This window comes from Promicromonospora aerolata, assembly GCF_042682255.1.
In the GTDB taxonomy this organism is placed as follows: domain Bacteria; phylum Actinomycetota; class Actinomycetes; order Actinomycetales; family Cellulomonadaceae; genus Promicromonospora; species Promicromonospora aerolata.
On sequence record NZ_JBHUHF010000001.1, the window covers coordinates 4,164,205 to 4,184,705 of the forward strand.

Consider the following 20,501-nt stretch of genomic DNA (forward strand, 5'->3'; position numbering starts at 1 on the left):
CGTTCGATCGACCGGTCTCAGGTGGCCCGACCGGCGTCAGACCCGGCGCAGGCGAGCCGCAGTGTCGGGCCACGGCACGTGCACCCGCTTCGTGGGGGCCAGCGACTTCGACAGGAACGCGTCGCGCAGCACGATGCCGTCGGGTGCGAGCTCGATGACGGAGAGCTCCGGCCCCTCGCCGTCGAGCACCCAGTGCTCTGCCAGCTCGCGCAGCCCGCGCTCGAGCACCAGCTCTTCGGCCGCGTGATAGTCGTGCGCATCGCCGACGGCGTGGCCCAGGCGGTTGCGCGGGACCACGTCGGCGTAGTCGTCGGTCAACGGCTCGAGGTAGCCGACGATCTCGCCGTCGTCCCGCGTGACGGCGAGCCAGGTGTCGATGGGGGCGATCTCCGGCGTCGTCATGGCCTGACCATAAGATTGCCGGCTGCCGCAGGCCCCACTGTTTTTGACCATGCACCTGCTGCCGAACCTGGCCGAGAACTGGCAGCAGGCGCATGGTCGGCCGGGGTATCGAGCCGGTCGTCAGTCGAAGTAGGCCGGCACGTCGACGGCGCCGCCCTCCTGGTCGAACTCCTCGTGGACGGCGGCGCGCAGGTCGGCGTCGTACAGGTAGTCCAGGGCGGTCGCCGCGAGCCCCGCAGCGCTGTCCACAGCGGCGGAGACGGCAGCCGGGGTGGCCGCCGCGGCCGCGAACTCGGCGGTGTGCAGCGCGACGTCGGGTTCCGAGACCTGGACGAGCGGGTGAATGCCGGGCACGCGGAACGAGAAGTTGCCGAAGTCGGTCGACGCCGCGAGCGTCTCCGACAGCACGCCGGCGGGCAGCGGGTCACGTCCTCGACGGCGCTGCGCCGCGACCCACCGGCCGGTGAGCGCGCGGTTGCCCCGCACGGGCAGGCTCGGGTGGGCGCCGTCGTCCCAGGTGATCTCGACGTCGGTGCCGGTCATGAGCGCCGCGCCGTGCGCGATGTCGTCGAGGCGACGTGACAGGTCGCGCAGGGTGTCCACGTACTTCGACCGGGCGTACAGGTGCACCACGGCCCGTTCGGTGATGATGCTCGGCCGGGTGCCGCCCTCGGCGATCGTCGCGTGCACCCGGTCCACCGGCGGCATCTGCTGCCGCAGGAGGCCGATGCCCTGGTAGGCCAGGCTGGCGGCGTCCAGCGCGTTACGACCCATGTACGGCTGGGCGGAGGCGTGCGCGGGGCGTCCGGTGAACGTCCAGGTCAGGAGCCGCCGGCCGAGCCATACCTGGTCGGCGACGTCGAGGCCGTACGGGTGCACCATGATCGCGGCGGAGATGCCCTCCAGCGCCCCGTTGCGGGCCAGCACCTCCTTGCCGCTGTGCCCCTCCTCGGCGGGGGTGCCGAGCAGCACCACGCGGCCGGCCGGAGCATCACCGGAGGCCATGACCTCCTGCAGGGCGAGGAAGGCGCCGACGCCCGAGGCCGCGATGACGTTGTGGCCGCAGGCGTGCCCGATGCCGGGCAGCGCGTCGTACTCGGCGCAGATCGCGATGGTGGGGCCTGCGGGGTCGCCCAGCTCGGCACGGAACGCCGTCGGCACCCCGTGGACGCCGAGCTCTGCCTCGACGCCGTACCGCGCCAGCACCTCGAGCAGCGTCGCCGCGCTGCGGTGCTCCTCGAAGGCCGGCTCAGGGTGCTCGTGGAGCCGTCGGACGATCTCCGCGAGCTCCGGTTCGAGCCGTCCGGCTGCCTGCTCGACCGCGGAGACGAGAGCGGCGGGCGCACCGCCGTCGGACACGGCGGGTCCCGGGTGGCCTACCGCGCCGGGGCCACCTGCGGGGGCGGCGCCGGCCAGCGCCTCCCGCCGCCCGGCGGTCTCGGCGACGAGGTGGTCGAGATATGCGGTGCTTGGCGGGCTGGAGCGGCTCATGCCGTCCATCGTATGGAAGCCGGCCCGGGGTCAGGCCTCCAGGTAGTCCGTCACCAGCTGTTCGGCGAGCCCCGTGTACGTCGCGGGGGTCAGGGCGGCGAGGCGGGTTGCGACGTCGTCGGGCAGACCGAGGCCGGCCACGAACTCGCGCATGCGCGCGCCGTCCACGCGCTGGCCGCGCGTGAGGTCCTTGAGGCGCTCGTACGGGTTCTCCATGCCGGGAACGCCCGCGACGGACGCGGCGCGCATCGCGGACTGGACGGGCTCGCCGAGCACCTCCCAGTTGGCGTCCAGGTCCTCGCGCAGGAGCGTCTCGTTCACGGCGAGCCGGTCCAGGCCGCGGGCCACGTTGTCGATGGCGAGCAGGCTGTGCCCGAAAGCCGGGCCGATGTTCCGCTGCGTCGTCGAGTCGGTGAGGTCGCGCTGCAGGCGGCTCGTCACGAGCGTGGCCGAGAGGGTGTCCAGGAGCGAGCACGAGATCTCGAGGTTGGCCTCGGCGTTCTCGAACCGGATCGGGTTCACCTTGTGCGGCATCGTCGACGAGCCGGTGGCCCCGGCGACCGGGATCTGCGTGAAGAACCCGAGCGAGATGTAGGTCCACACGTCGGTCGCGAGGTTGTGCAGGATCCGGTTGAAGCGGGCGATGTCGGCGTAGACCTCCGCCTGCCAGTCGTGCGACTCGATCTGCGTGGTCAGCGGGTTCCAGTCCAGCCCGAGGCCTTCGACGAACGCCTTGGACACGGCGGGCCAGTCGGCCGAGGGCACGGCGACGGTGTGTGCGCCGTACGTGCCGGTGGCGCCGTTCAGCTTGCCCAGGAACTCCGCACCCTCGATACGCCGCAGCTGCCGGCGCAGCCGGTGCGCGAGCACGGCCAGCTCCTTGCCCAGCGTGGTCGGCGTCGCCGGCTGGCCGTGGGTGCGGCTCAGGAGCGGCGCCGCCGCGTGCTCGCGTGCCATGCCCGCGAGCTGGTCGACGACGGCGGTGGCCGCCGGGAGCCAGGCGTCGCGGACCGCGCCCCGGACCATCAGCGCGTACGACAGGTTGTTGATGTCCTCGCTGGTGCAGGCGAAGTGCACCAGCTCGCTCGCCGCGGGGAGGACAGTGCTGCCGAGCGCCTCCGGGGCGGCGGCGATACGGCGCTTGATGAAGTACTCGACCGCCTTGACGTCGTGCACCGTCTCCCGCTCGATCTCGGCGAGCTCGGCGATCTCGTCCGCGCCGAACGACGCGGGGATCGCGCGGAGGTAGGCGACCTCCTGCTGCGAGAGCGAGGGGGCACCGGGGACCACGGGCGACGGGTCGCCGGGCGTGCCGTTGCACAGCGTGATGAGCCACTCCACCTCGACGTGGATGCGCTCGCGGTTCAGCGCGGCCTCGCTCAGGTGGTCCACGAGCGGGGCGACGGCCTTGCGGTACCGGCCGTCGAGCGGTCCGAGCGCGATGGCCGGGCTCACCTCCGCCAGAGTGACGCGGGTGACGGGGCTGGCAGGGCTGGCGGCGGGCGCGGTCGTCTCAGGCACGTCCTCCATTCTCCCACGCCCAGCTCGCCGCTGGACGAGGAGCGCAGTGTGCCCGGGCCGTACCGAGCTCCCTGGCGAGATGGCCGAAGCCGGACAGAAGTAACTGTTGTCATATGATACATGTCACGTTAGCCTGGACGCCGTCAGCTTGTTAGCGCTCACAATCGGGAGGAAATCAAGATGACCGATCACAATGGCGTGATCCGGCTCGTGCGCCGCAGTCCGCTCGTCGTCGGCGCCGCACTGGTGTCGGCGGCGTGCATGGCGTCCTTGGCGGTCTCGGCGGATGCCCAGGTCACCACGCCGGACGGGAACGACGGCGCGGACGGGCTCGAGCGTCCGTTCGCCATGCCGGGCTACACGGAGCGGGACGACAACGGTGCCCTGTTCGTCGGCGAGGGCGAGAGCAGGTTCACCATGCGGGTGAACCTGCTGACGAGCGGCGATCGCCTCATCCGGGAGAACCAGGGGCTGGTCCCCTACGTCGCGGAGGTCGGTCCGGCGACGGTCGACGGTTCCTACTACGAGGTGAAGGTCAGCAGCGACGACCGGAAGATCACGCCCGAGCAGCTCGGTGCGCTGCGGGAGATCCTCGATCACCCCGACGACTGGCCCGCCGACCAGGTGGCGGAGGCGCGCGAGCTGCTTCCGGTGATGGAGTCCCGGTACGAGCAGACGCAGCGGGAGAAGCAGACGATCCAGATCCGGTTCGCGCGGACCGCGCCCAACGTGCTGGTGGGCTCGGTGACGGCGCTGGCCGACGACACGACGGTCTTCCTCGAGGCCGCGCCACCCTGGGACGAACCAGGTACCTACCAGGTCACCGACCACGGGATCCGTGCCAGCGGCGCCGGGGTGGACGATCCGGGGAAGACCAGCCACTTCGCCCTGACGCCGACGGTGCGCCCGGACAGTGGTGCGTCGTACGCGTCGGAGGACGACCTGGTCGCGGCGATGGAGGGTGAGCCGGCAGCCCCCGGCCAGGCGGCCGCAGCCCTGCGCTACACGCTCGACGCGAACGAGACCGTGACGTTCACGTCGACCGTGTCCGGAGCTCCGGTGGCGACGGACGAGGCCGACGAGAGCGAGATCCTCGCGGCTCTCGACCGGGCGGAGGCCCAGGCGGACGTCGGCACGCTGAGCGGCGAGGGACCGGCAGGCAGGGCGGCGACGGTGATGCGCTCCGCCATCGCGCTCAACGCCAACTACGACGAGACGTTCCAGCGGAGCTTCCTCGTCTGGGGCTGGGGTCGTGGTGGTGCCGAGAACGACACCATCTTCACCGGCTGGGACTCCGCCTGGGATGCCATCATCGCGCTCACGGTCGATCCCGAGCTGGCACGTGAGCACGAACGAGACCTGTTCGACGTCGGCGGGCCGCGCTACGACCAGCTCCACTCGGGACCGATGCACGCGTACGCGGTCAAGCGGATCCATGCGGCGACCGGCGACCAGGAGCTCGTGGAGCAGGCCTACCCCGCCCTGGTCGACTTCTTCGACAAGCTGCCCGAGTGGGACGTGGACGGCGACGGCCTCCTCGAAGCGCCCTACGACGCGGACGCGAGCAAGGTCGGCAACCACCTGGGGCTCGACGACCTGCCGGCCTACCAGGCCGCCAACCGCGTCCCGAAGGACGGCGGCAGCGGCGACGAGCGGGACAACACCGACCTCACCGACGTGGCGCTGACGTCCTACTACGCGCTGATGGCGGAGTCGCTGGCCGAGCTCGCCGGCGTGCTCGACCGGCCGGCGGACGAAGCGCGGTTCCGCGCCGTCTTCAGCACGGTGAAGGAGGCGTTCAACGAGAGGCTGTGGAACGAGGAGAAGGGCATGTACCTCGACCGGCACCTCGACGGAACCTGGGGCGAGGTCGTCACGGCCACGGTCTTCTACCCGCTCTTCGGTGGGGTGGCGACGCAGGAGCGGGCGCAGCGGACCGTCGAGGAGAACCTGCTCGACCCGGAGAAGTTCGGCGGCGAGTACGGCATACCGAGCATCAGCCGGTCCGACCCCGAGTACTGCGCGAACGGGCTGGACCGGCCGAACGACTCGCAGAACTACCGGTTCTACCTCGCGTGGGGCGACGAGAACTCCTGCGAGCAGTGGCGTGGTGCGGTGTGGCCACCGATGAACGCGACCGTGTACGACGGCGTCAAGCGGTACGGGCTCGACGCGGCGGCCGGCGAGCTCGCGTCGAAGAGCACGCGCATGTGGCTCGACAGCTGGGACAAGAACGGCTGGTTCCCCGAGTACTTCGACCCGGAGCCGGGGCAGGTCATCAACGCGTCGGCGGTCGACAGCGCGTGGCGCTACTACACGTGGTCGAACGTGATGCCGCTGATGGCGGTGCACGAGCTGGTCGCGGAGGACCCGTGGGGCGAGCCGGGGTCGGTCACGTTCGGCTCGTGGGACCTGTCGGGCCGGAACGCCGTCGACGACGTCCGCGTGCACGGACACCGGTATGCCGCGACGGTCAGCCCCGAGCGCACCGAGCTGCGGCAGGACGGTCGCCGAGTGTTCCAGGCCGTCGGCGGCCGGGTCGTGGTGCGTGACTTCCAGTGGTCCGCCGACGGCGCCTGCTTCGAGGTCAACGCCGCGGAAGCCGTTCGGCTCCAGGTCTTCCCGGAGCAGGGAGCCGCGCACCGTGCCACGGTCGAGGCGGGCCGCACGGAGGTCTGCCTGTAGCGGGCACTCCCGGATGGCCTGCCTGGACCGTGGTCCGGGCAGGCCATCCGTCCGGGGCCGGGCAAGGGCCCTCCCGACGGCGTTCCGCGGGTGCGAGCCCGACCACACCCCCGTCCCACGCCGACCTGTGCACAGGCGGCGGGACCGGTCCGACGCCGGGGCCCGGCCGCTCCGTAACGTCTGCGGAAGAGCTGACCGGCTCGACACCCGCGGAGGCAGGAGGGCCGATGTACGCCAGCACGTCCAGGACCAGCGAGTGGTGCCCCGCGCAGGGCCACGGCCGGTGGGGAGGCGGACCGGCGTCGGCGCTCGCCGAAGCGGTCGCCCTGGTGGAGCGGGCGACCGACGCGCTGCGCGCGTCCGGCGACGTGGAGTGGCAGGCCCGCGCGGCGCAGCTGTACCGCGTCGCGGTCACCGAGGCGCTGCAGGCGCTCGGCCGGGACCGAGAGCTGGTCGACGTGGCGGTGCGGCACGCGGTCGCTGCTCAGACGGCGGTCCTCCCGTCTCCCGGTGGGCCCGCTCCGGAGCCGGAGCCGGGGGCGGGCGGCTCGGGTCCGGTCGGCGTCCGGCCATGGTGAGCACGCCCGACGCGCCGCTGGCCCCGGTCGACACCGTCACGGTGTACGGCGGGGCGGGCCCGTCGGCCGTCGATCTGGACTCGGTGCGGCGGGCGGCGGCGCTCATTGCCGGCGCCGCCGCCGACCTACGGTCGGCAGCGGTGCGCTGCCTGGAGGCGGGCGGCGACCTGGACGTATTCGGAGCGGGTCGGACCGAGGCCACCTCGTGGGTGACCGGCGAGGCCGGGGCCCAGGCTCGGGCGCTCGAAGCAGCCGCCCAGGACGCTGCTCGCGGCCTCGTCACGCGTGCCGACCTGTGCGAGCTGCTGGGCCGGCGCCTGCTCCGCGCGGCGGGGTCGTACGAGGAGGCGGAGTCGACGGCGGAACGGGTGGTTGGTGCCCTCGTCACGGCGGGCACGTTCGGCATCGGAGCGGCGGTCGGCGGGCTGGGCTGGGCGGGGCTCGCCGGGTCCGCCGCCGTCGGCGGCGCCGAGATGGCGGGGCGGATGGTCGGCGGGACCGTCACGGGTGGTGCGCTCTCGCCGGTCACCGGTCAGGTCTGGGCCGCGGCCACCCGGGGCCTCGCCCCGTACTCCGACGAGGCCTTCACCGGCCTGGGTGGTGGCGTCGCGCTGGCCCAGCCAGGGCTCGCGCAGGGCCGCTCCGGCGTACCGGGCGGTGCCGGGGCGCTCGCGCACGTGGCCCGGGAGCTGCCGGTGCTCGGCAACGACGACCGGGGCCTGCGGGTCGCACGGCTGGGTGCCGGGGACTTCGCGGACGGGGCGGTGCCCGCGTGGTCCGACACCGGGGCCCGGTCCGTCCAGGAGGCGGTGGCCAGGATCGACAGCCTGTACCCCGAGCAGGGCGGTGCGCCGCCGGCCACGGTGGCGATCCAGAAGGTGACCGGTGCCGACGGCACGGTGTCCTGGACGGTACTCATCCCCGGTACCCAGTCCGCGCTCCCGGCGGAACATCCCTGGGACGGCCGGACCGACGTCGAGCTCATCGCAGGTCAGGCCGACGGCGGGACCGTGGCCGTCGAGCGCGCGCTCGCGGACTCCGGGGCGGGGCCCGACGAGCCGGTCACCCTCGTGGGGCACAGCCTGGGCGGGATCGCTGCGGCCGCGCTGGTGTCGCGGGCGAGCTTCACGGAGCGCTACCGGGTCGGCGGGCTGGTCACGGCCGGGGCACCGACGGGACTGCTCGTCACCCCGCCCGGCGTGCCGGTGCTGCACCTGGAGACGCCGGAGGAGCTGGTCTCGCACGCCGACGGCCGCTCCGCCGCGGAGAACCCCCGCACGCGGGACCGCGTCACGGTGGTCCGGTCGCTGCGGGACTCGGCCGACGCGAGCGACCGGGCGGCGTCCGGAGACGTGGCGCAGGCGCATGCGGTCGCCACGCACGTCCGCACCCTCGATCTCGCGGTCGCACTCGGGGACCCACGGGTCTCCCAGGTGGCAGACCGGATCGGTACGAGGCTGGACGGGAGGGCGGTGCGCACCGTCTTCTACCGCGCGGAGCGCGCCGACCCCTGACCTCGTCCTCCGGTACGCCCTCGGGTCAGTCCGAGACCTTCTTGGGCAGGATCGCCAGCAGGATCGTCTGGACCACCGAGATCACGAGCGCCGCGAGCACGAACCACCAGAAGCCGCCGGTCACCTCCAGACCCCAGTTGGGCTGGTCGGAGAACCAGGACTGGTTGGTGATGAGCGTGGTGATCCACAGCATGAGCGTGTTGACCAGCACCGACACGAGGCCGAGCGTGAGGATGTAGAGGGGGAGGGAGATGAGCTGGACGATCGGCTTCACGATCATGTGGACAAGGCCGTAGACCACCGCGACCACCACGGCCGCGAGGATCGTGCCGAGGGTGGTGCCGTTGCTGACGATGTCCATGTGAGAACCCAGGATCAGGGACGACAGCCCGATCGCGAGTGCGGTGATGAGGATGCGCGCCACGAGCTTCATCTGGTCATCGTGGCATGCTGACCTCCGTGGAAGAAGCATTCGTACCGCTCCGCCCTGCCGTGTCGGCCCTGCCGTCCTACGTTCCCGGGGCGCGCGCCGGGTCGAGCGCCCCGGCGTGGAAGCTCTCGTCGAACGAGAACCCCTACGCGCCGCTGCCGTCGGTGCAGGCCGCCATCACGCGCGCAGCCGCCGAGGTCAACCGGTATCCCGACATCTACGCCGACGAGCTCGTCGGACGGCTTGCCGCACACAGCGGTGTGGCAGCGGAGAACGTGGTGGTCGGCAACGGTTCGGTAGCGCTGCTGTCGCACATCCTGAACGCCGTGGTCGACCACGGGGACGAGATCGTGTTCCCGTGGCGCTCGTTCGAGGCCTATCCGATCGCGGCAGCCGTGTCCGGTGGCACGACCGTGACGGTGCCGCTCGAGGAGGGCACCGGGCGGCTCGACCTGCCCGCGATGGCGGCGGCGATCACCCCGCGCACGCGCGTGGTGCTGGTCTGTACCCCCAACAACCCGACCGGTCCGGCCGTGCACGTGGGAGAGCTGGAGACGTTCCTGGCCGCGGTGCCGAAGAACGTCCTCGTCGTGCTGGACGAGGCCTACCTCGAGTTCGTGCGCGACCCGGAGGCGCCGAACGGTATCGACATCTACACGCGCTACTCGAACGTGCTGCTCCTGCGGACCCTGTCCAAGGCGCACGGACTGGCCGGGCTGCGCATCGGCTACGCGATCGCCGAACCGCGCCTCACCGCGGGGATCCGCAGCGTGTCCACGCCGTTCGGTGTCTCGCTCGTGGCGCAGGCCGCGGCGCTGGCGACACTGGAGCCGGAGGCGCAGAGCCAGCTGAAGGAACGCGTCGAGGCACTGGTCGGCGAGCGCACCCGCGTCGTGGAGGGCCTGCGCGACCAGGGCTGGGTGCTGCCGGAGACGCACGCCAACTTCGTGTGGTTCGACCTGGGCGAGGCGACCATGGAGCGTGCCGCCGAGGCGAAGGACGCAGGCGTCCTGGTGCGCCCGTTCGCCGGCCACGGGATCCGGGTGAGCATCGGCGACCCGGACGCGAACGACGCGTTCCTGGCCGTCGCGTCGGCCTGGCGCCAGCGCTGACCGTGGTCGGCAGAACGTCAGGTGATCGGCAGCCCGAGCGACCGATCACCTGACTTTCTGCCGACCATCCGGGCCCTGGCCTCGCGCGGCTTCCGGGCCCTGGCCTCGCGCGGCTTGGTGGAATCCGACAAACGGGCACCCGAGAGATTGGGTGACATCGCGGCAGACCAACCTACGGACCCGTAGCCTACGCTTGCGTAGGCTACGACAGCGTAGGTTGCGGATCGGCCAAATTTCCGGCTGGACCCGTGCCAGGATGGAAAGGTCCCCGGAACGGGCCGGGCGTCTCCGCAACAGCGGGCGCTCGCGTCCGCAGTTGAAGGAGGAAGCGTGACAACGACCAACGGCTCCAACGAGGCGATCCCAACGTTGCAGCTACTCGATCCCCAAGGGAACCGCGTCACCACGCGCGGGACCAAGGGATACCGTGACCGAGCCGCTGCCCTGACCGCGGAAGACCTCCGTGGCATGTACCGCGACATGGTCCTGACTCGTCGCTTCGACGACGAGGCAACCTCGCTCCAACGACAGGGCGAGCTCGCCCTGTTCGCGCCGGCTCGTGGCCAGGAGGCCGCGCAGGTCGGCAGCGCCCACGCGCTGCGCCCCCAGGACTACGTCTTCCCGTCGTACCGGGAGCACGGTGTCCTGCAGGTCCGTGGCCTGGACCCTGTCGATCGGCTGCGGTTCTTCCGCGGTTCCGACCACGGTGGATGGAACCCGACCGAGAGCAACACGGCCGTCTACACCATCGTCATCGGCGCGCACACCCTGCACGCCACCGGCTACGCCATGGGTGTGCAGCGGGACGGCACCCCGCACGACAAGCACGACGGCACCGCGGTGGTCGCCTACTTCGGCGACGGCGCCACCTCGCAGGGTGACGTCAACGAGGCCATGGTCTACGCGGCGGTCAACGACGCCCCCGTCGTGTTCTTCCTGCAGAACAACCAGTGGGCCATCTCCGAGCCGACCACCCGGCAGACGAAGACCCCGCTGTACCGGCGGGGCGAGGCGTTCGGCCTGCCCAGCCTGCGGGTCGACGGCAACGACGTGCTCGCCGTGTACGCCGCGACCCAGGAGGCGCTCGAACGGGCCCGCCTGGGCCAGGGCCCGAGCTTCATCGAGGCGTTCACCTACCGCATGGGCGCTCACACCACGTCGGACGACCCGACCCGGTACCGCACCTCCGAGCAGGAGGAGATGTGGCGGCGCCGCGACCCGATCGAGCGCCTCGCCGCACTGCTGCGGGCCGAGGACGCGCTCGACGCGGAGTTCGAGGCGGAGATCAAGGCAGCGGGTGACGAGCTGGGCGACGCGCTGCGCACCGGCGTCCGCACCCTCGACGGCGGTTCGGCCGTGGCCAGCACGTTCGACGACGTGTACGCCACCCCCCACGCCGTCGTCGCAGCCGAGCGGGCCTGGTACGAGGCCTACGACGCCGGTGACCCGCCGGCCCCGCAGTATGCGATCGCGGACTCAGCGCAGGGAGGCGCACGATGACAACCATGGCGGAACGTACGCACACATCCAGCGACGCCCCCGACGCGGCGTCCGGCACCAAGACGCTCACGCTCGGCAAGGCGATCAACGAGGGCCTGCGCGCCGCGATGCGGCACGACGACAAGGTCATGCTCATGGGTGAGGACATCGGCCCGCTGGGCGGCGTCTTCCGCGTGACCGACGGCCTGCAGGCGGAGTTCGGCGAGCAGCGCGTGGTCGACACGCCGCTGGCGGAGTCGGGCATCGTCGGCACCGCCATCGGCCTGGCCATGCGCGGCTACCGGCCCGTCTGCGAGATCCAGTTCGACGGGTTCGTCTTCCCGGCGTTCAACCAGATCACCACGCAGCTGTCGAAGATCCACAACCGCACGCGCGGGGCGGTGCAGATGCCCGTGGTGATCCGCATCCCGTACGGCGGTGGGATCGGCGGCGTGGAGCACCACGGCGAGAGCCCGGAGGCACTGTTCGCGCACACCGCGGGCCTGCGCGTGGTCACGCCGAGCGGTCCGCAGGACGCCTACACGATGATCCAGGAGGCCATCGCCTCCCCGGACCCCGTGGTGTTCTTCGAGCCCAAGGCCCGCTACTGGGGCAAGGGACCGGTCGACCTCGGCACCCCCATCGGCACCGAGACGCTCAACGCGGCCCAGGTGGTGCGCCAGGGCACGGACGTCACGCTCGTCGCGTATGGGCCGTCCGTCGTGACCGCGATGAAGACCGCGGACGCCCTCGCGGAGGAGGGGCGTTCGGCCGAGGTGCTCGACCTGCGCGCGATCTCCCCCATCGACACCGCCGCCGTGGTGGCGAGCGTGCGCAAGACCGGGCGCTGCGTGGTGATCCACGAGGCACCCGTGTTCTTCGGTGCCGGGGCCGAGATCGCCGCCCGTGTCACCGAGGAGTGCTTCTACGCTCTGGAGGCGCCCGTGCTCCGCGTGGGCGGCTTCCACACCCCGTACCCGGTGGCGAAGCACGAGCACGAATACCTGCCGAGCGTGGATCGCGTGCTCGACGCCGTCGACCGTGCCTTCGCGCACTGACCCAGGAGTGAGCCGAGAGTGAGCTTGAAGAACCAGAGGTTCCCGCTCCCCGACGTCGGAGAGGGCCTCACCGAGGCCGAGATCGTCGAGTGGCAGGTCGCCGTCGGCGACACGGTCGAGGTGAACCAGACGATCGTCGAGATCGAGACGGCGAAGTCGCTCGTCGAGCTGCCGTCGCCGTGGGCAGGGACGGTGTCCGCCCTGCTCGTCCAACCGGGTACCACCGTCGACGTCGGTACGCCGATCATCGAGATCGCGGTGTCCGACGGCGCTGGTGGTCCCGCCGGATCGACGCCGAACGGCACCGCATCGGCGGCCGAGCCGGCCGCCGGACCCGGTGGTGGTGCCCCCGCCGGCGAGGGCACGCAGGACGAGGGCTCCGGATCGGTGCTCGTCGGTTACGGCACGGCGGAGGCGAAGGCGAGCGGACGGCGACGTCGGCACCAGGCGGCTCCGCCTGCTGCACCGGCACCGGCACCGGCACCGGCACCGGCACCGGCACCGGCGACTCCGGCACCGGCCGCACCGGCCGCACCGGCTCCGGCGGCTCCCGCCGCTCCGGCGCCCGAACCCGCCAGGGCCGGTGCGTCGGCGGTAGCCACCAAGGCTCCCGCGGCACCGACCCCGGCGCCGGCTCGTGGCCCGGCGGCTGCTCCGGCGTCGGACACGGGTACCACCACGGCCGCGCGTGCTCGTGTCCTGGCGAAGCCGCCGGTCCGCAAGCTCGCCAAGGACCTGGGGGTGGACCTGGCGGGTGTGCACGCGTCGGGCCCTGGCGGCATCGTCACGCGCGAGGACGTGGTCGCCCACGCCGAGCGCTCGTCGGTGCGGACGCTGACGCACTACCCGGACGACGAGCCGTGGCTCGCGTCGGGCGTGGTGTCGTCGGACGGGCGGCAGACGCGGGTCCCGGTGCGGTCGGTGCGCAAGCGCACGGCCGAGGCAGTGGTCGCCAGCGCGTTCACGGCTCCGCACGTGACCCTGTTCCACACGGTCGACGTCACCAAGACGATGCGGCTCGTGGAGCGGCTCAAGGAGGACCGCGACTTCGCGGACGTGCGGGTGACACCGCTGCTCATCGCCGCCAAGGCGGTGCTGCTCGCCGTGCGGCGGCACCCGCAGATCAACGCGGCGTGGGACGACGAGGCGCAGGAGATCGTCTACAAGCACTACGTGAACCTGGGGATCGCCGCGGCGACCCCCCGGGGCCTCGTGGTGCCGAACATCAAGGACGCGCACACGCTCGACCTGCTCGGCGTCGCGAAGGCGCTCGTCGGGCTGACGGCGACCGCGCGTGCCGGGCGTACCTCGGTCACGGACATGTCCGACGGCACCATCACGATCACCAACGTGGGCGTCTTCGGCATCGACACGGGCACGCCCATCCTGAACCCGGGGGAGACGGGGATCCTCGCCTTCGGCGCGATCCGCAAGCAGCCCTGGGTGCACAAGGGCAAGGTGAAGCCGCGGTGGGTCACCCAGCTCGGCTTCAGCGTCGACCACCGGTTGGCGGACGGCGAGCTCGGCTCCCGGTTCCTCGCGGATGTCGCGCGGGTGCTCGAAGAGCCGGCGCACGGCCTCGTCTGGGGCTGAGCCAGAACGTGTCAGACCCCCAGGTCACTTCGGTGACCTGGGGGTCTGACTCGTGCTGCGACCGGGGCAGTGCGCTCGTCCGGATCCGTCTGGGAGATCCTCGGTGCGGAGAGCGCACTGCTCCGGCGTCTCACGGCGACTGGACTCGATCGCCGTGCCTCGGGCAGGTCTCGTGGGTCACGCGGCTCACGCCACGCGCATGCCTCCGATCGACCGCGGCCGGCCGCGGCGCCGCTTGCGGCTCCGTACGGTGCCGTCCACGACGATCTCGCCGCCCCACACGCCCCACGGCTCGCGCCGGGCAAGCGCACCCGCGAGGCACTGCGCCTTGAGCGGGCAGACCGCGCACGCGCGCTTCGCCTCCTCGAGGTCCGCGGGATGTTCCGCGAACCAGAGCTCGGGCTGGTCCGAGCACGGCACGGAGTCGTCGGTCTCGGTGATGATGTTCGCGAGGTCCACACTGGTCACAACGCAGAAGAGGGCCGAAGGGTTGGGTTTGGTTCATAATCGGGCCAAACTTTTCCGCAACTTCGTCGAAATGCCCGGTTCTGGGTGGCCCGGGGAGTGGTCAACCGGACACCAGCGGACGGTCTGTGCCGCGGCGCAGCACGCCTAGGCTGGACGCGTGAACCCGACCGACGCCCGGAACAGCACCAGCAGCACCGCGCGGACGAGCACTGCGAACGGACCGACCAGCCCGTCGTGGCTCGCCGTCGCACTGCCGACCGCCGGCCTCGTCGCGCTGGCAGCCCTCGTCGCGGCCGGCACGTTCTCCGGCGCCTTCACCTCGTTCGCCAACTTCGCCGACCCGGGCGTGCTCGTGCGCTGGGGCATGCCCGTCGCGACGGTGGTCACGGAGCTGGCCCTCGCGGTGACGGTCGGCTCCCTGGCACTGGCGGCCTGCGTGCTGCCGCGGGGACCGCTCGTCGACCGGGCGCTCGGCGTCGCGGGCGTGTCCGCCGGCCTCTGGACCCTCGCGGCGCTGGTGCAGCTCGTGCTGCGGTTCTCCTGGTCCACGTACCTGCCGCTGGACGCGCAGGGTTTCGGCCCCGCGCTCATGGAGTACGTCTCGACCATCTCCGTGGGGCGTACGTACCTCGGGATCGTGATCGTCGCCGCCGTGACCGCGGCCGTCGCGCTCCTGGTCCGCGGACCGGTGGGCGCCCTGTGCACCATCGCGCTGCCGCTCGCCGCCCTCGGCATGCAGTCCTCGACCGGCCACGCCGCCGGCGCGTCCAGCCACGACCTCGCGGTCTCGGCCCTGTTCCTGCACCTCGGTGGCGCCGCCCTCTGGATCGGTGGTCTCGCGGCCATCGGCCTGGTCGGGATCCGGCACGCCACCACCTCCGACGTGATCCGCCGCTACTCCGAGATCGCGGGCTGGTGCTTCGCCGCGGTGGCCGTCTCGGGCCTCGTCAGCGCGTGGATCCGGATCGGGTCCCTGGACGGGCTGGCCACCGACTACGGGCTGCTGCTCGTGGTGAAGGTCGTGCTGCTGATCGTCCTGGGCGGCCTGGGCTGGCTGCACCGCAGCACCGTCGTCGCCCGGCTCACCGCGGGGACCGCCACCAGGAACGCGGCGATCGGGCTGTTCTGGCGGCTCGCTGCCGTGGAGGTCGGCGTGATGGGTGCGGTCTCCGGCGTGGCGGTGGCGCTCGGCTCCACGGCACCGCCCGTGCCCGACGAACCCATCGCGGACCCCACTCCGGCCGAGCTCGTCACCGGTCACCCCCTGCCGCCCGAGCCCACGGTGCTGCGCTGGCTCACCGAGTTCCAGTGGGACCTCCTTCTCGCGTTCGCCTGTGCGGCCGCCGTGCTCGTCTACGTGCGGTGGACGCTGCGCCTGCGGCAGCGCGGGGACGCGTGGCCCCTCGGCCGCACCGTCTCGTGGTGCCTCGGCATGGTGGTCCTGTTCTGGGCCACCAGCGGCGGCGCGGCCGCCTACGGGCACGTGCTGTTCAGCGCCCACATGGTGCAGCACATGGTCCTGGCCATGGTGGTGCCGCTGTTCCTCGTCCTGGCGGCGCCGGTCACCCTGCTCATGCGGGCCGTCCCGGCCCGCAAGGACGGTTCACGCGGCCCGCGCGAATGGGTCCTGGTACTGGTGCACTCCACCGTGGGCCGGTTCATGGCCAACCCGGTGGTCGCCGCAGTCCTGTTCGCGGGCGGGATGATCGTCTTCTACTTCACCCCCCTCTTCGAGTTCGCCATGACCACCTACGTGGGCCACGTGTGGATGGTCGCCCACTTCACGCTCGTCGGGTACCTCTTCGCGAACGCGCTGATCGGCATCGACCCCGGACCCGCCCGTCCCAGCTACCCGCTGCGGCTCGTGCTGCTCTTCGCGACCATGGCGTTCCACGCGTTCTTCGGTGTGACCCTCATGTCCGGCACCGCGCTCCTCCTGCCCGACTGGTTCGGCCTCATGGGCCGGGAATGGGGTCCCAGCGCCATCGAGGACCAGCAGAAGGGCGGCGGCGTCGCCTGGGGCATCGGCGAGCTGCCGACGCTGCTGCTCGCCGTCGGTGTGGCGTTCTCCTGGGCGCGGTCCGACGCACGCGAGGCCAAGCGGACCGACCGCAAGGCGGAACGGGACGGCGACGCCGAGCTCGAGGCGTACAACGAGATGCTGGCGCAGAAGGCGGACCAGGCGGTGCGACGAGGCGAGTCCGGGCGGGCGTGATTAGGTGTCTCGCGTGAGCGAATCCCAACAGACCCCGTTCCACGACCTCGACCACTACGTCGCGATCCCGCGCCTCACCGGCCTTGCCGCCAGCCAGGACGGCACTCGCCTCGTCGCCGGAGTCCAGACGCTCGACGACGAGCGCACCGGCTACCGCACCGCGCTGTGGGAGGTGGACCCGACGGGCGCGGCGCCCGCCCGGCGCCTCACCCGTTCGACGAAGGGCGAGTCGTCCGCCGTCTTCACCCGCACCGGCGACCTCCTGTTCACCTCCGCCCGGCCCGACCCGGACGGGTCCTCGACCACCGACCCGGTGTCCGCCCTGTGGCTCCTGCCCGCGCACGGTGGCGAGGCCCGCGTGATCGCCGCACCGCCCGGCGGCGTCTCCGCGGCGCTCACGGCACGCGACACCGACATCGTGAGCGTCGCCGCCGACGTCCTGCCCTCCGCCAAGGACCTGGCGCAGGACACCGAGCTGCGCAAGGCCCGCAAGGACCAGAAGGTCTCCGCGATCCTGCACACGGGCTACCCGGTGCGGCTCTGGGACCACGACCTCGGACCCGACCAGGCACGGCTCTTCGCGGGCGACCTCGCGGCGCTCGCCGACGATCCGGCGTCGCCGCTGCCCAGCGCCTCCGGCGAGGGCGAGACGCCGGCGCCGGGCAAGCACCTCGAGCTGCGCGACCTCACGGGCGCCGGCCGGCACCTCGTGGAACACTCCGCGGACCTGTCGGCCGACGGGACCACGCTCGTCGCGACCTGGGCCGTGCCCGACCCCGGCGCCGCCGTCCGCACCACCCTCGTCGTCGTCGACACGGCCACCGGTGACCGGCGCGTGCTCGTCGACGACCCGGACGCGGACGCCGGCGGCCCGCGCATCTCGCCCGACGGCGCCTGGGTCGCCTACGTGACCGAGTCGATCTCGTCCCCGGCCGACGCCCCGGTGATGCGCCTCGCCCTGGCGCCGGTCGACGGCTCGGCGGAACCGGTGGTCCTCGCGGACGACTGGGACCGCTGGCCCGGCCGGCCCACCTGGCTCCCGGACGGCAGCGGCCTGCTGGTCCAGGCCGACGACGACGGCCGCGGCCCCGTCTTCCTGCTCACGTTCTCCGGGGCGCTGCCGGGCAGCGATGTGGTGGTCGAGCGGCTGACCGCCGACGACGCGTTCTTCTCCGACCTCTCCATCACCCCCGACGGCTCCGGCGTGTTCGCGCTGCGGTCCTCCTACGCGGCCCCGGCCGAGCCCGTGCGCATCGACCTCGCGGCCTTCCTCGCCTCGGGCGCGGCAGGGGAGCGGACGCCGGTCGGGGCGATCCTCCTGCGCTCGCCGGTGCCGGCTCCGGCGCTACCGGGCCGGCTCACCGAGATCGAGACCACGGCGGACGACGGGACGCGGGTGCGGGCCTGGCTGGCGCTGCCCACCCCGGCCGGCGACGCAGACACGTCGGCCAAGGCCCCGCTCCTGCTGTGGATCCACGGCGGCCCGTTGAGCACCTGGAGCACGTGGAGCTGGCGCTGGAACCCGTGGCTGATGGTCGCCCAGGGCTACGCCGTGCTGCTGCCGGACCCGGCGCTGTCGACCGGCTACGGCCAGGAGTTCGTCCAGCGCGGCTGGGGTGCCTGGGGCAAGGCGCCGTTCACCGATCTCATGGCGATCACCGACGCCGCCGAGGCGCTGCCGGAGATCGATGAGACCCGTACGGCCGCGATGGGCGGCTCGTTCGGCGGGTACATGGCGAACTGGGTGGCCGGGCACACCGACCGCTTCCAGGCGGTGGTGACCCACGCCAGCCTGTGGGCGCTGGACCAGTTCGGCCCCACCACCGACGCCAGCTTCTACTGGGCCCGCGAGATGACGCCGGAGATGGCGCTCGAGAACAGCCCCCACCTGGCCGTGGGCGAGATCCGCACCCCGATGCTCGTGATCCACGGCGACAAGGACTATCGCGTCCCGATCGGCGAGGGCTTGCGGCTGTGGTTCGAGCTCCTGACCAGGTCCGGCCTTCCGGCGTCGGACGACGGGGAGACCGTGCACCGGTTCCTGTACTTCCCGGACGAGAACCACTGGGTCCTCACACCGCAGAACGCCAAGGTCTGGTACCAGGTGGTGTCCGCCTTCCTGGCGGAGCAGCTGCTCGGCGAGACGCCGGAGCTGCCGACGACCCTCGGCTGAGCCGACGGGTCGCGAGGGCTGCCATCCGGGCCGCCTCGGGCACGCTGGGGCGGAGCGCCGGTCAGGCGCTCTGCCTCGGTGCTGCGCTCAGCCCGCCCGGACCGCGCCCAGGACGCGTACGCGCACGGCCACGTCGTTGATCTCCTCGGGCACCTTGTCCACCAGCCCGGGGTCCGTCACGTTGACCTGCAGCACCCAGCTTCCGCCGGGGCCTGTCACCTGCTCCACCGAGACCTCCTCGGCGAGCACCTCGACCGGCGATCCACCGGACGTGTCGGGCTCCGCGTGCTGACGCGCTGGGAACTCGCGCGGGGGCTGCCCGAGGGACGTCGTGAACTCAGGGGCGACGCCAACTCCGATCACACCGTCGAGCCCGGTCACTTTTTCCCGCAATGCGGCTTTTGCCGACCGAGCCTCGTCGAGTGTTGCCATCCCGATCACCTCCTGGTCATCCATTGTGTCCCCCGTGTCTACCCCTTGCAGGGGGCCGCAGGGCGGCCGATCCCGCCGCCGCGGGGACCCCGATGGCTTCGCAGGTCAGCGGTGTCGCGGCGCCCGACGCGCCGGACGGACACGCCCGTGCCACCGAGCGCCACGGGCGACACGCCCGGCGCTGGAAACGCTGGTGCGCATACCGAACGCCGCCCGAACCGGGGCAGACCGCGCACGAGCGTGCGCACCTAGCCGAACGGTTGCGTGGGCTCGCCCGCCAGCTCGATCCCCAGGATCTCGAGCACCTGGTCGATCGGGTTGGCGTACGTGAGTCCCTTGCCGCTGCGCCCGCCGGACTCCGACCCGGCGAACAGCAGCCCGAGCGCGACCCCGTCCTCCCGGTACACGAGCGCACCGGAGTCGCCGCCTCGCGAGAACGGCCCGTCGTCGAGGCTCTCGATCTCGATCTGGTCGTCGAAGCTGAGGGCGCCGAGATCCTCGTATCCGACGATGACGTCATCGAGCTCGATGGCCGTCACCCGCCCGCGCGTGAGCGACGTCGTGCGGCCCACCTTGCCGACGACCTCCCCGCCGAGTGCGCGCGCGGTCTTCACCACGCGCCCCACGGGGTACTCGAAGTCCACCGGCACCTGGTCGAGACGCGCGATCGCGGCATCCGTGTAGGCGGGCTCGACCGCCTCCAGGTCGACCACCTGTGTCAGCTCGCCGATCCGGTCGCCGGGTGCCAGGCCGCCGTCGGCCGGGCCGGGTTGCAGGACGACGTCGCCGGGCTGCGCCTCCGGAGAACCGGCCAGCACGTGGTAGTTCGAGAGCGCGTACAGCCCGTCGTCCGGGGTGCCGTTGCTCCCGCCGTCCCGGCCTCCGGGCCGGGCACGGGTCACGAAGGCGCCGAGGGTGCCCGCCGTGACGCCCACGTGGCCGATCGAGATGCCGGGCCGCAGGGGACGGCGTCGGTCCGTGTCGCCGTCGGCCTGCGACGTCGGTGCGGGCGGGCGCGGGCCCAGCTCGCTCACGGGACGGATGCGCCCCGTACGGCGGACGTCGACGTCGGGCCCGACCTCCGCTGAGATCTTGCGCACTATCGAGCGTGCCCGAGGCACCCCGAGCCGATAGCGGACGGCGATGCCGAAGCCGCCCTCGGGCTGGGGCACGAGGCCGAGCGCGAGGGTCGGGGCGCGGACGAGGTCGGCTGCCTCGGACACCGACTGCCCGCCCAGCGAACGCGGTGTTGCCACGACTCCATGCTTCTCGGCTAGCTCTCGGGCGAAGGCTGCGAGCTGCTCCTTCATCTTCCTGGCCTGGTCGCGGTCCATGCCCTGATCCTCTCCT

16 protein-coding genes are annotated in these 20,501 nt (G+C 72.3%); 9 read left to right on the top strand and 7 right to left on the bottom strand.

Annotated features, from left to right (window positions below; genetic code table 11):
* Positions 1-36 precede the first annotated feature (36 nt).
* The 3 genes from ACFSL2_RS18530 to purB all read right to left on the bottom strand — a co-directional run bounded on the left by ACFSL2_RS18530 (position 37) and on the right by purB (position 3,423).
* Positions 37-402, bottom strand: a complete 366-nt coding sequence (locus tag ACFSL2_RS18530) for a serine/threonine protein phosphatase (protein ID WP_377199253.1) — start codon at positions 400-402, stop codon at positions 37-39.
* A 120-nt stretch (positions 403-522) separates the two neighbouring features.
* Positions 523-1,902 (bottom strand): M20 family metallopeptidase, encoded by a 1,380-nt coding sequence (locus tag ACFSL2_RS18535; RefSeq protein WP_377199254.1) that lies wholly within the window; start codon positions 1,900-1,902, stop codon positions 523-525.
* A 21-nt stretch (positions 1,903-1,923) separates the two neighbouring features.
* Positions 1,924-3,423: an adenylosuccinate lyase gene (purB, locus tag ACFSL2_RS18540; RefSeq protein ID WP_377199255.1), complete on the bottom strand. Its 1,500-nt coding sequence runs from the start codon at positions 3,421-3,423 to the stop codon at positions 1,924-1,926.
* Positions 3,424-3,594: 171 nt separating this feature from the next.
* On the opposite strand from purB, the gene ACFSL2_RS18545 reads away from it, so the two are divergent.
* From ACFSL2_RS18545 to ACFSL2_RS18555, 3 genes are all read left to right on the top strand, one after another.
* Complete coding sequence (locus ACFSL2_RS18545; RefSeq protein WP_377199256.1) at positions 3,595-6,099, top strand: amylo-alpha-1,6-glucosidase; 2,505 nt, start codon at positions 3,595-3,597, stop codon at positions 6,097-6,099.
* Positions 6,100-6,326: 227 nt separating this feature from the next.
* On the top strand, positions 6,327-6,677 hold the full coding sequence (locus ACFSL2_RS18550) for a hypothetical protein (RefSeq protein ID WP_377199257.1): 351 nt from the start codon (positions 6,327-6,329) through the stop codon (positions 6,675-6,677).
* Positions 6,671-8,191, top strand: coding sequence for an RBBP9/YdeN family alpha/beta hydrolase (locus ACFSL2_RS18555; RefSeq protein WP_377199258.1), 1,521 nt, complete (start codon positions 6,671-6,673; stop codon positions 8,189-8,191). Before ACFSL2_RS18550 ends, ACFSL2_RS18555 begins: the two co-directional genes overlap by 7 nt.
* A gap of 25 nt (positions 8,192-8,216) precedes the next feature.
* Here ACFSL2_RS18555 and ACFSL2_RS18560 read toward each other — a convergent pair whose 3' ends face one another.
* Positions 8,217-8,624: a phage holin family protein gene (locus tag ACFSL2_RS18560; protein WP_377199259.1), complete on the bottom strand. Its 408-nt coding sequence runs from the start codon at positions 8,622-8,624 to the stop codon at positions 8,217-8,219.
* Positions 8,625-8,638: 14 nt separating this feature from the next.
* On the opposite strand from ACFSL2_RS18560, the gene hisC reads away from it, so the two are divergent.
* From hisC to ACFSL2_RS18580, 4 genes are all read left to right on the top strand, one after another.
* Positions 8,639-9,733 (top strand): histidinol-phosphate transaminase, encoded by a 1,095-nt coding sequence (gene hisC, locus ACFSL2_RS18565; protein WP_377199260.1) that lies wholly within the window; start codon positions 8,639-8,641, stop codon positions 9,731-9,733.
* 330 nt (positions 9,734-10,063) lie between these two features.
* Positions 10,064-11,233, top strand: a complete 1,170-nt coding sequence (gene pdhA, locus ACFSL2_RS18570) for a pyruvate dehydrogenase (acetyl-transferring) E1 component subunit alpha (RefSeq protein WP_377199261.1) — start codon at positions 10,064-10,066, stop codon at positions 11,231-11,233.
* A 5-nt stretch (positions 11,234-11,238) separates the two neighbouring features.
* On the top strand, positions 11,239-12,270 hold the full coding sequence (locus ACFSL2_RS18575; RefSeq protein ID WP_377199262.1) for an alpha-ketoacid dehydrogenase subunit beta: 1,032 nt from the start codon (positions 11,239-11,241) through the stop codon (positions 12,268-12,270).
* Between the two features lie 18 nt (positions 12,271-12,288).
* Positions 12,289-13,863 (top strand): dihydrolipoamide acetyltransferase family protein, encoded by a 1,575-nt coding sequence (locus ACFSL2_RS18580; RefSeq protein WP_465264541.1) that lies wholly within the window; start codon positions 12,289-12,291, stop codon positions 13,861-13,863.
* Between the two features lie 186 nt (positions 13,864-14,049).
* On the opposite strand, the gene ACFSL2_RS18585 is transcribed toward ACFSL2_RS18580, so the two are convergent.
* Positions 14,050-14,331, bottom strand: coding sequence for a WhiB family transcriptional regulator (locus ACFSL2_RS18585; RefSeq protein ID WP_308292390.1), 282 nt, complete (start codon positions 14,329-14,331; stop codon positions 14,050-14,052).
* 157 nt (positions 14,332-14,488) lie between these two features.
* On the opposite strand from ACFSL2_RS18585, the gene ACFSL2_RS18590 reads away from it, so the two are divergent.
* Together ACFSL2_RS18590 and ACFSL2_RS18595 are read left to right on the top strand one after the other, a co-directional pair.
* Positions 14,489-16,546, top strand: a complete 2,058-nt coding sequence (locus ACFSL2_RS18590; RefSeq protein ID WP_377199264.1) for a bifunctional copper resistance protein CopD/cytochrome c oxidase assembly protein — start codon at positions 14,489-14,491, stop codon at positions 16,544-16,546.
* 4 nt (positions 16,547-16,550) lie between these two features.
* Complete coding sequence (locus ACFSL2_RS18595) at positions 16,551-18,719, top strand: S9 family peptidase (RefSeq protein ID WP_377199265.1); 2,169 nt, start codon at positions 16,551-16,553, stop codon at positions 18,717-18,719.
* 87 nt (positions 18,720-18,806) lie between these two features.
* On the opposite strand, the gene ACFSL2_RS18600 is transcribed toward ACFSL2_RS18595, so the two are convergent.
* Positions 18,807-19,151 carry a hypothetical protein gene (locus ACFSL2_RS18600; protein WP_377199266.1) on the bottom strand — a complete coding sequence of 115 codons (345 nt, stop codon included), beginning with the start codon at positions 19,149-19,151 and terminating at the stop codon, positions 18,807-18,809.
* A gap of 248 nt (positions 19,152-19,399) precedes the next feature.
* Positions 19,400-20,485, bottom strand: a complete 1,086-nt coding sequence (locus tag ACFSL2_RS18605) for a hypothetical protein (protein WP_377199267.1) — start codon at positions 20,483-20,485, stop codon at positions 19,400-19,402.
* Positions 20,486-20,501 lie beyond the last annotated feature (16 nt).

Excerpts from the sequence above, each read along its gene's own strand:
- ACFSL2_RS18530 (WP_377199253.1), bottom strand. The coding sequence starts at position 402 with ATGACGACGCCGGAGATCGCCCCCATCGACACCTGGCTCGCCGTCACG.
- ACFSL2_RS18535 (WP_377199254.1), bottom strand. The coding sequence starts at position 1,902 with ATGGACGGCATGAGCCGCTCCAGCCCGCCAAGCACCGCATATCTCGAC.
- purB (WP_377199255.1), bottom strand. The coding sequence starts at position 3,423 with ATGGAGGACGTGCCTGAGACGACCGCGCCCGCCGCCAGCCCTGCCAGC.
- ACFSL2_RS18545 (WP_377199256.1), top strand. The coding sequence starts at position 3,595 with ATGACCGATCACAATGGCGTGATCCGGCTCGTGCGCCGCAGTCCGCTC.
- ACFSL2_RS18550 (WP_377199257.1), top strand. The coding sequence starts at position 6,327 with ATGTACGCCAGCACGTCCAGGACCAGCGAGTGGTGCCCCGCGCAGGGC.
- ACFSL2_RS18555 (WP_377199258.1), top strand. The coding sequence starts at position 6,671 with ATGGTGAGCACGCCCGACGCGCCGCTGGCCCCGGTCGACACCGTCACG.
- ACFSL2_RS18560 (WP_377199259.1), bottom strand. The coding sequence starts at position 8,624 with ATGAAGCTCGTGGCGCGCATCCTCATCACCGCACTCGCGATCGGGCTG.
- hisC (WP_377199260.1), top strand. The coding sequence starts at position 8,639 with ATGCTGACCTCCGTGGAAGAAGCATTCGTACCGCTCCGCCCTGCCGTG.
- ACFSL2_RS18575 (WP_377199262.1), top strand. The coding sequence starts at position 11,239 with ATGGCGGAACGTACGCACACATCCAGCGACGCCCCCGACGCGGCGTCC.
- ACFSL2_RS18600 (WP_377199266.1), bottom strand. The coding sequence starts at position 19,151 with ATGGCAACACTCGACGAGGCTCGGTCGGCAAAAGCCGCATTGCGGGAA.
- ACFSL2_RS18605 (WP_377199267.1), bottom strand. The coding sequence starts at position 20,485 with ATGGACCGCGACCAGGCCAGGAAGATGAAGGAGCAGCTCGCAGCCTTC.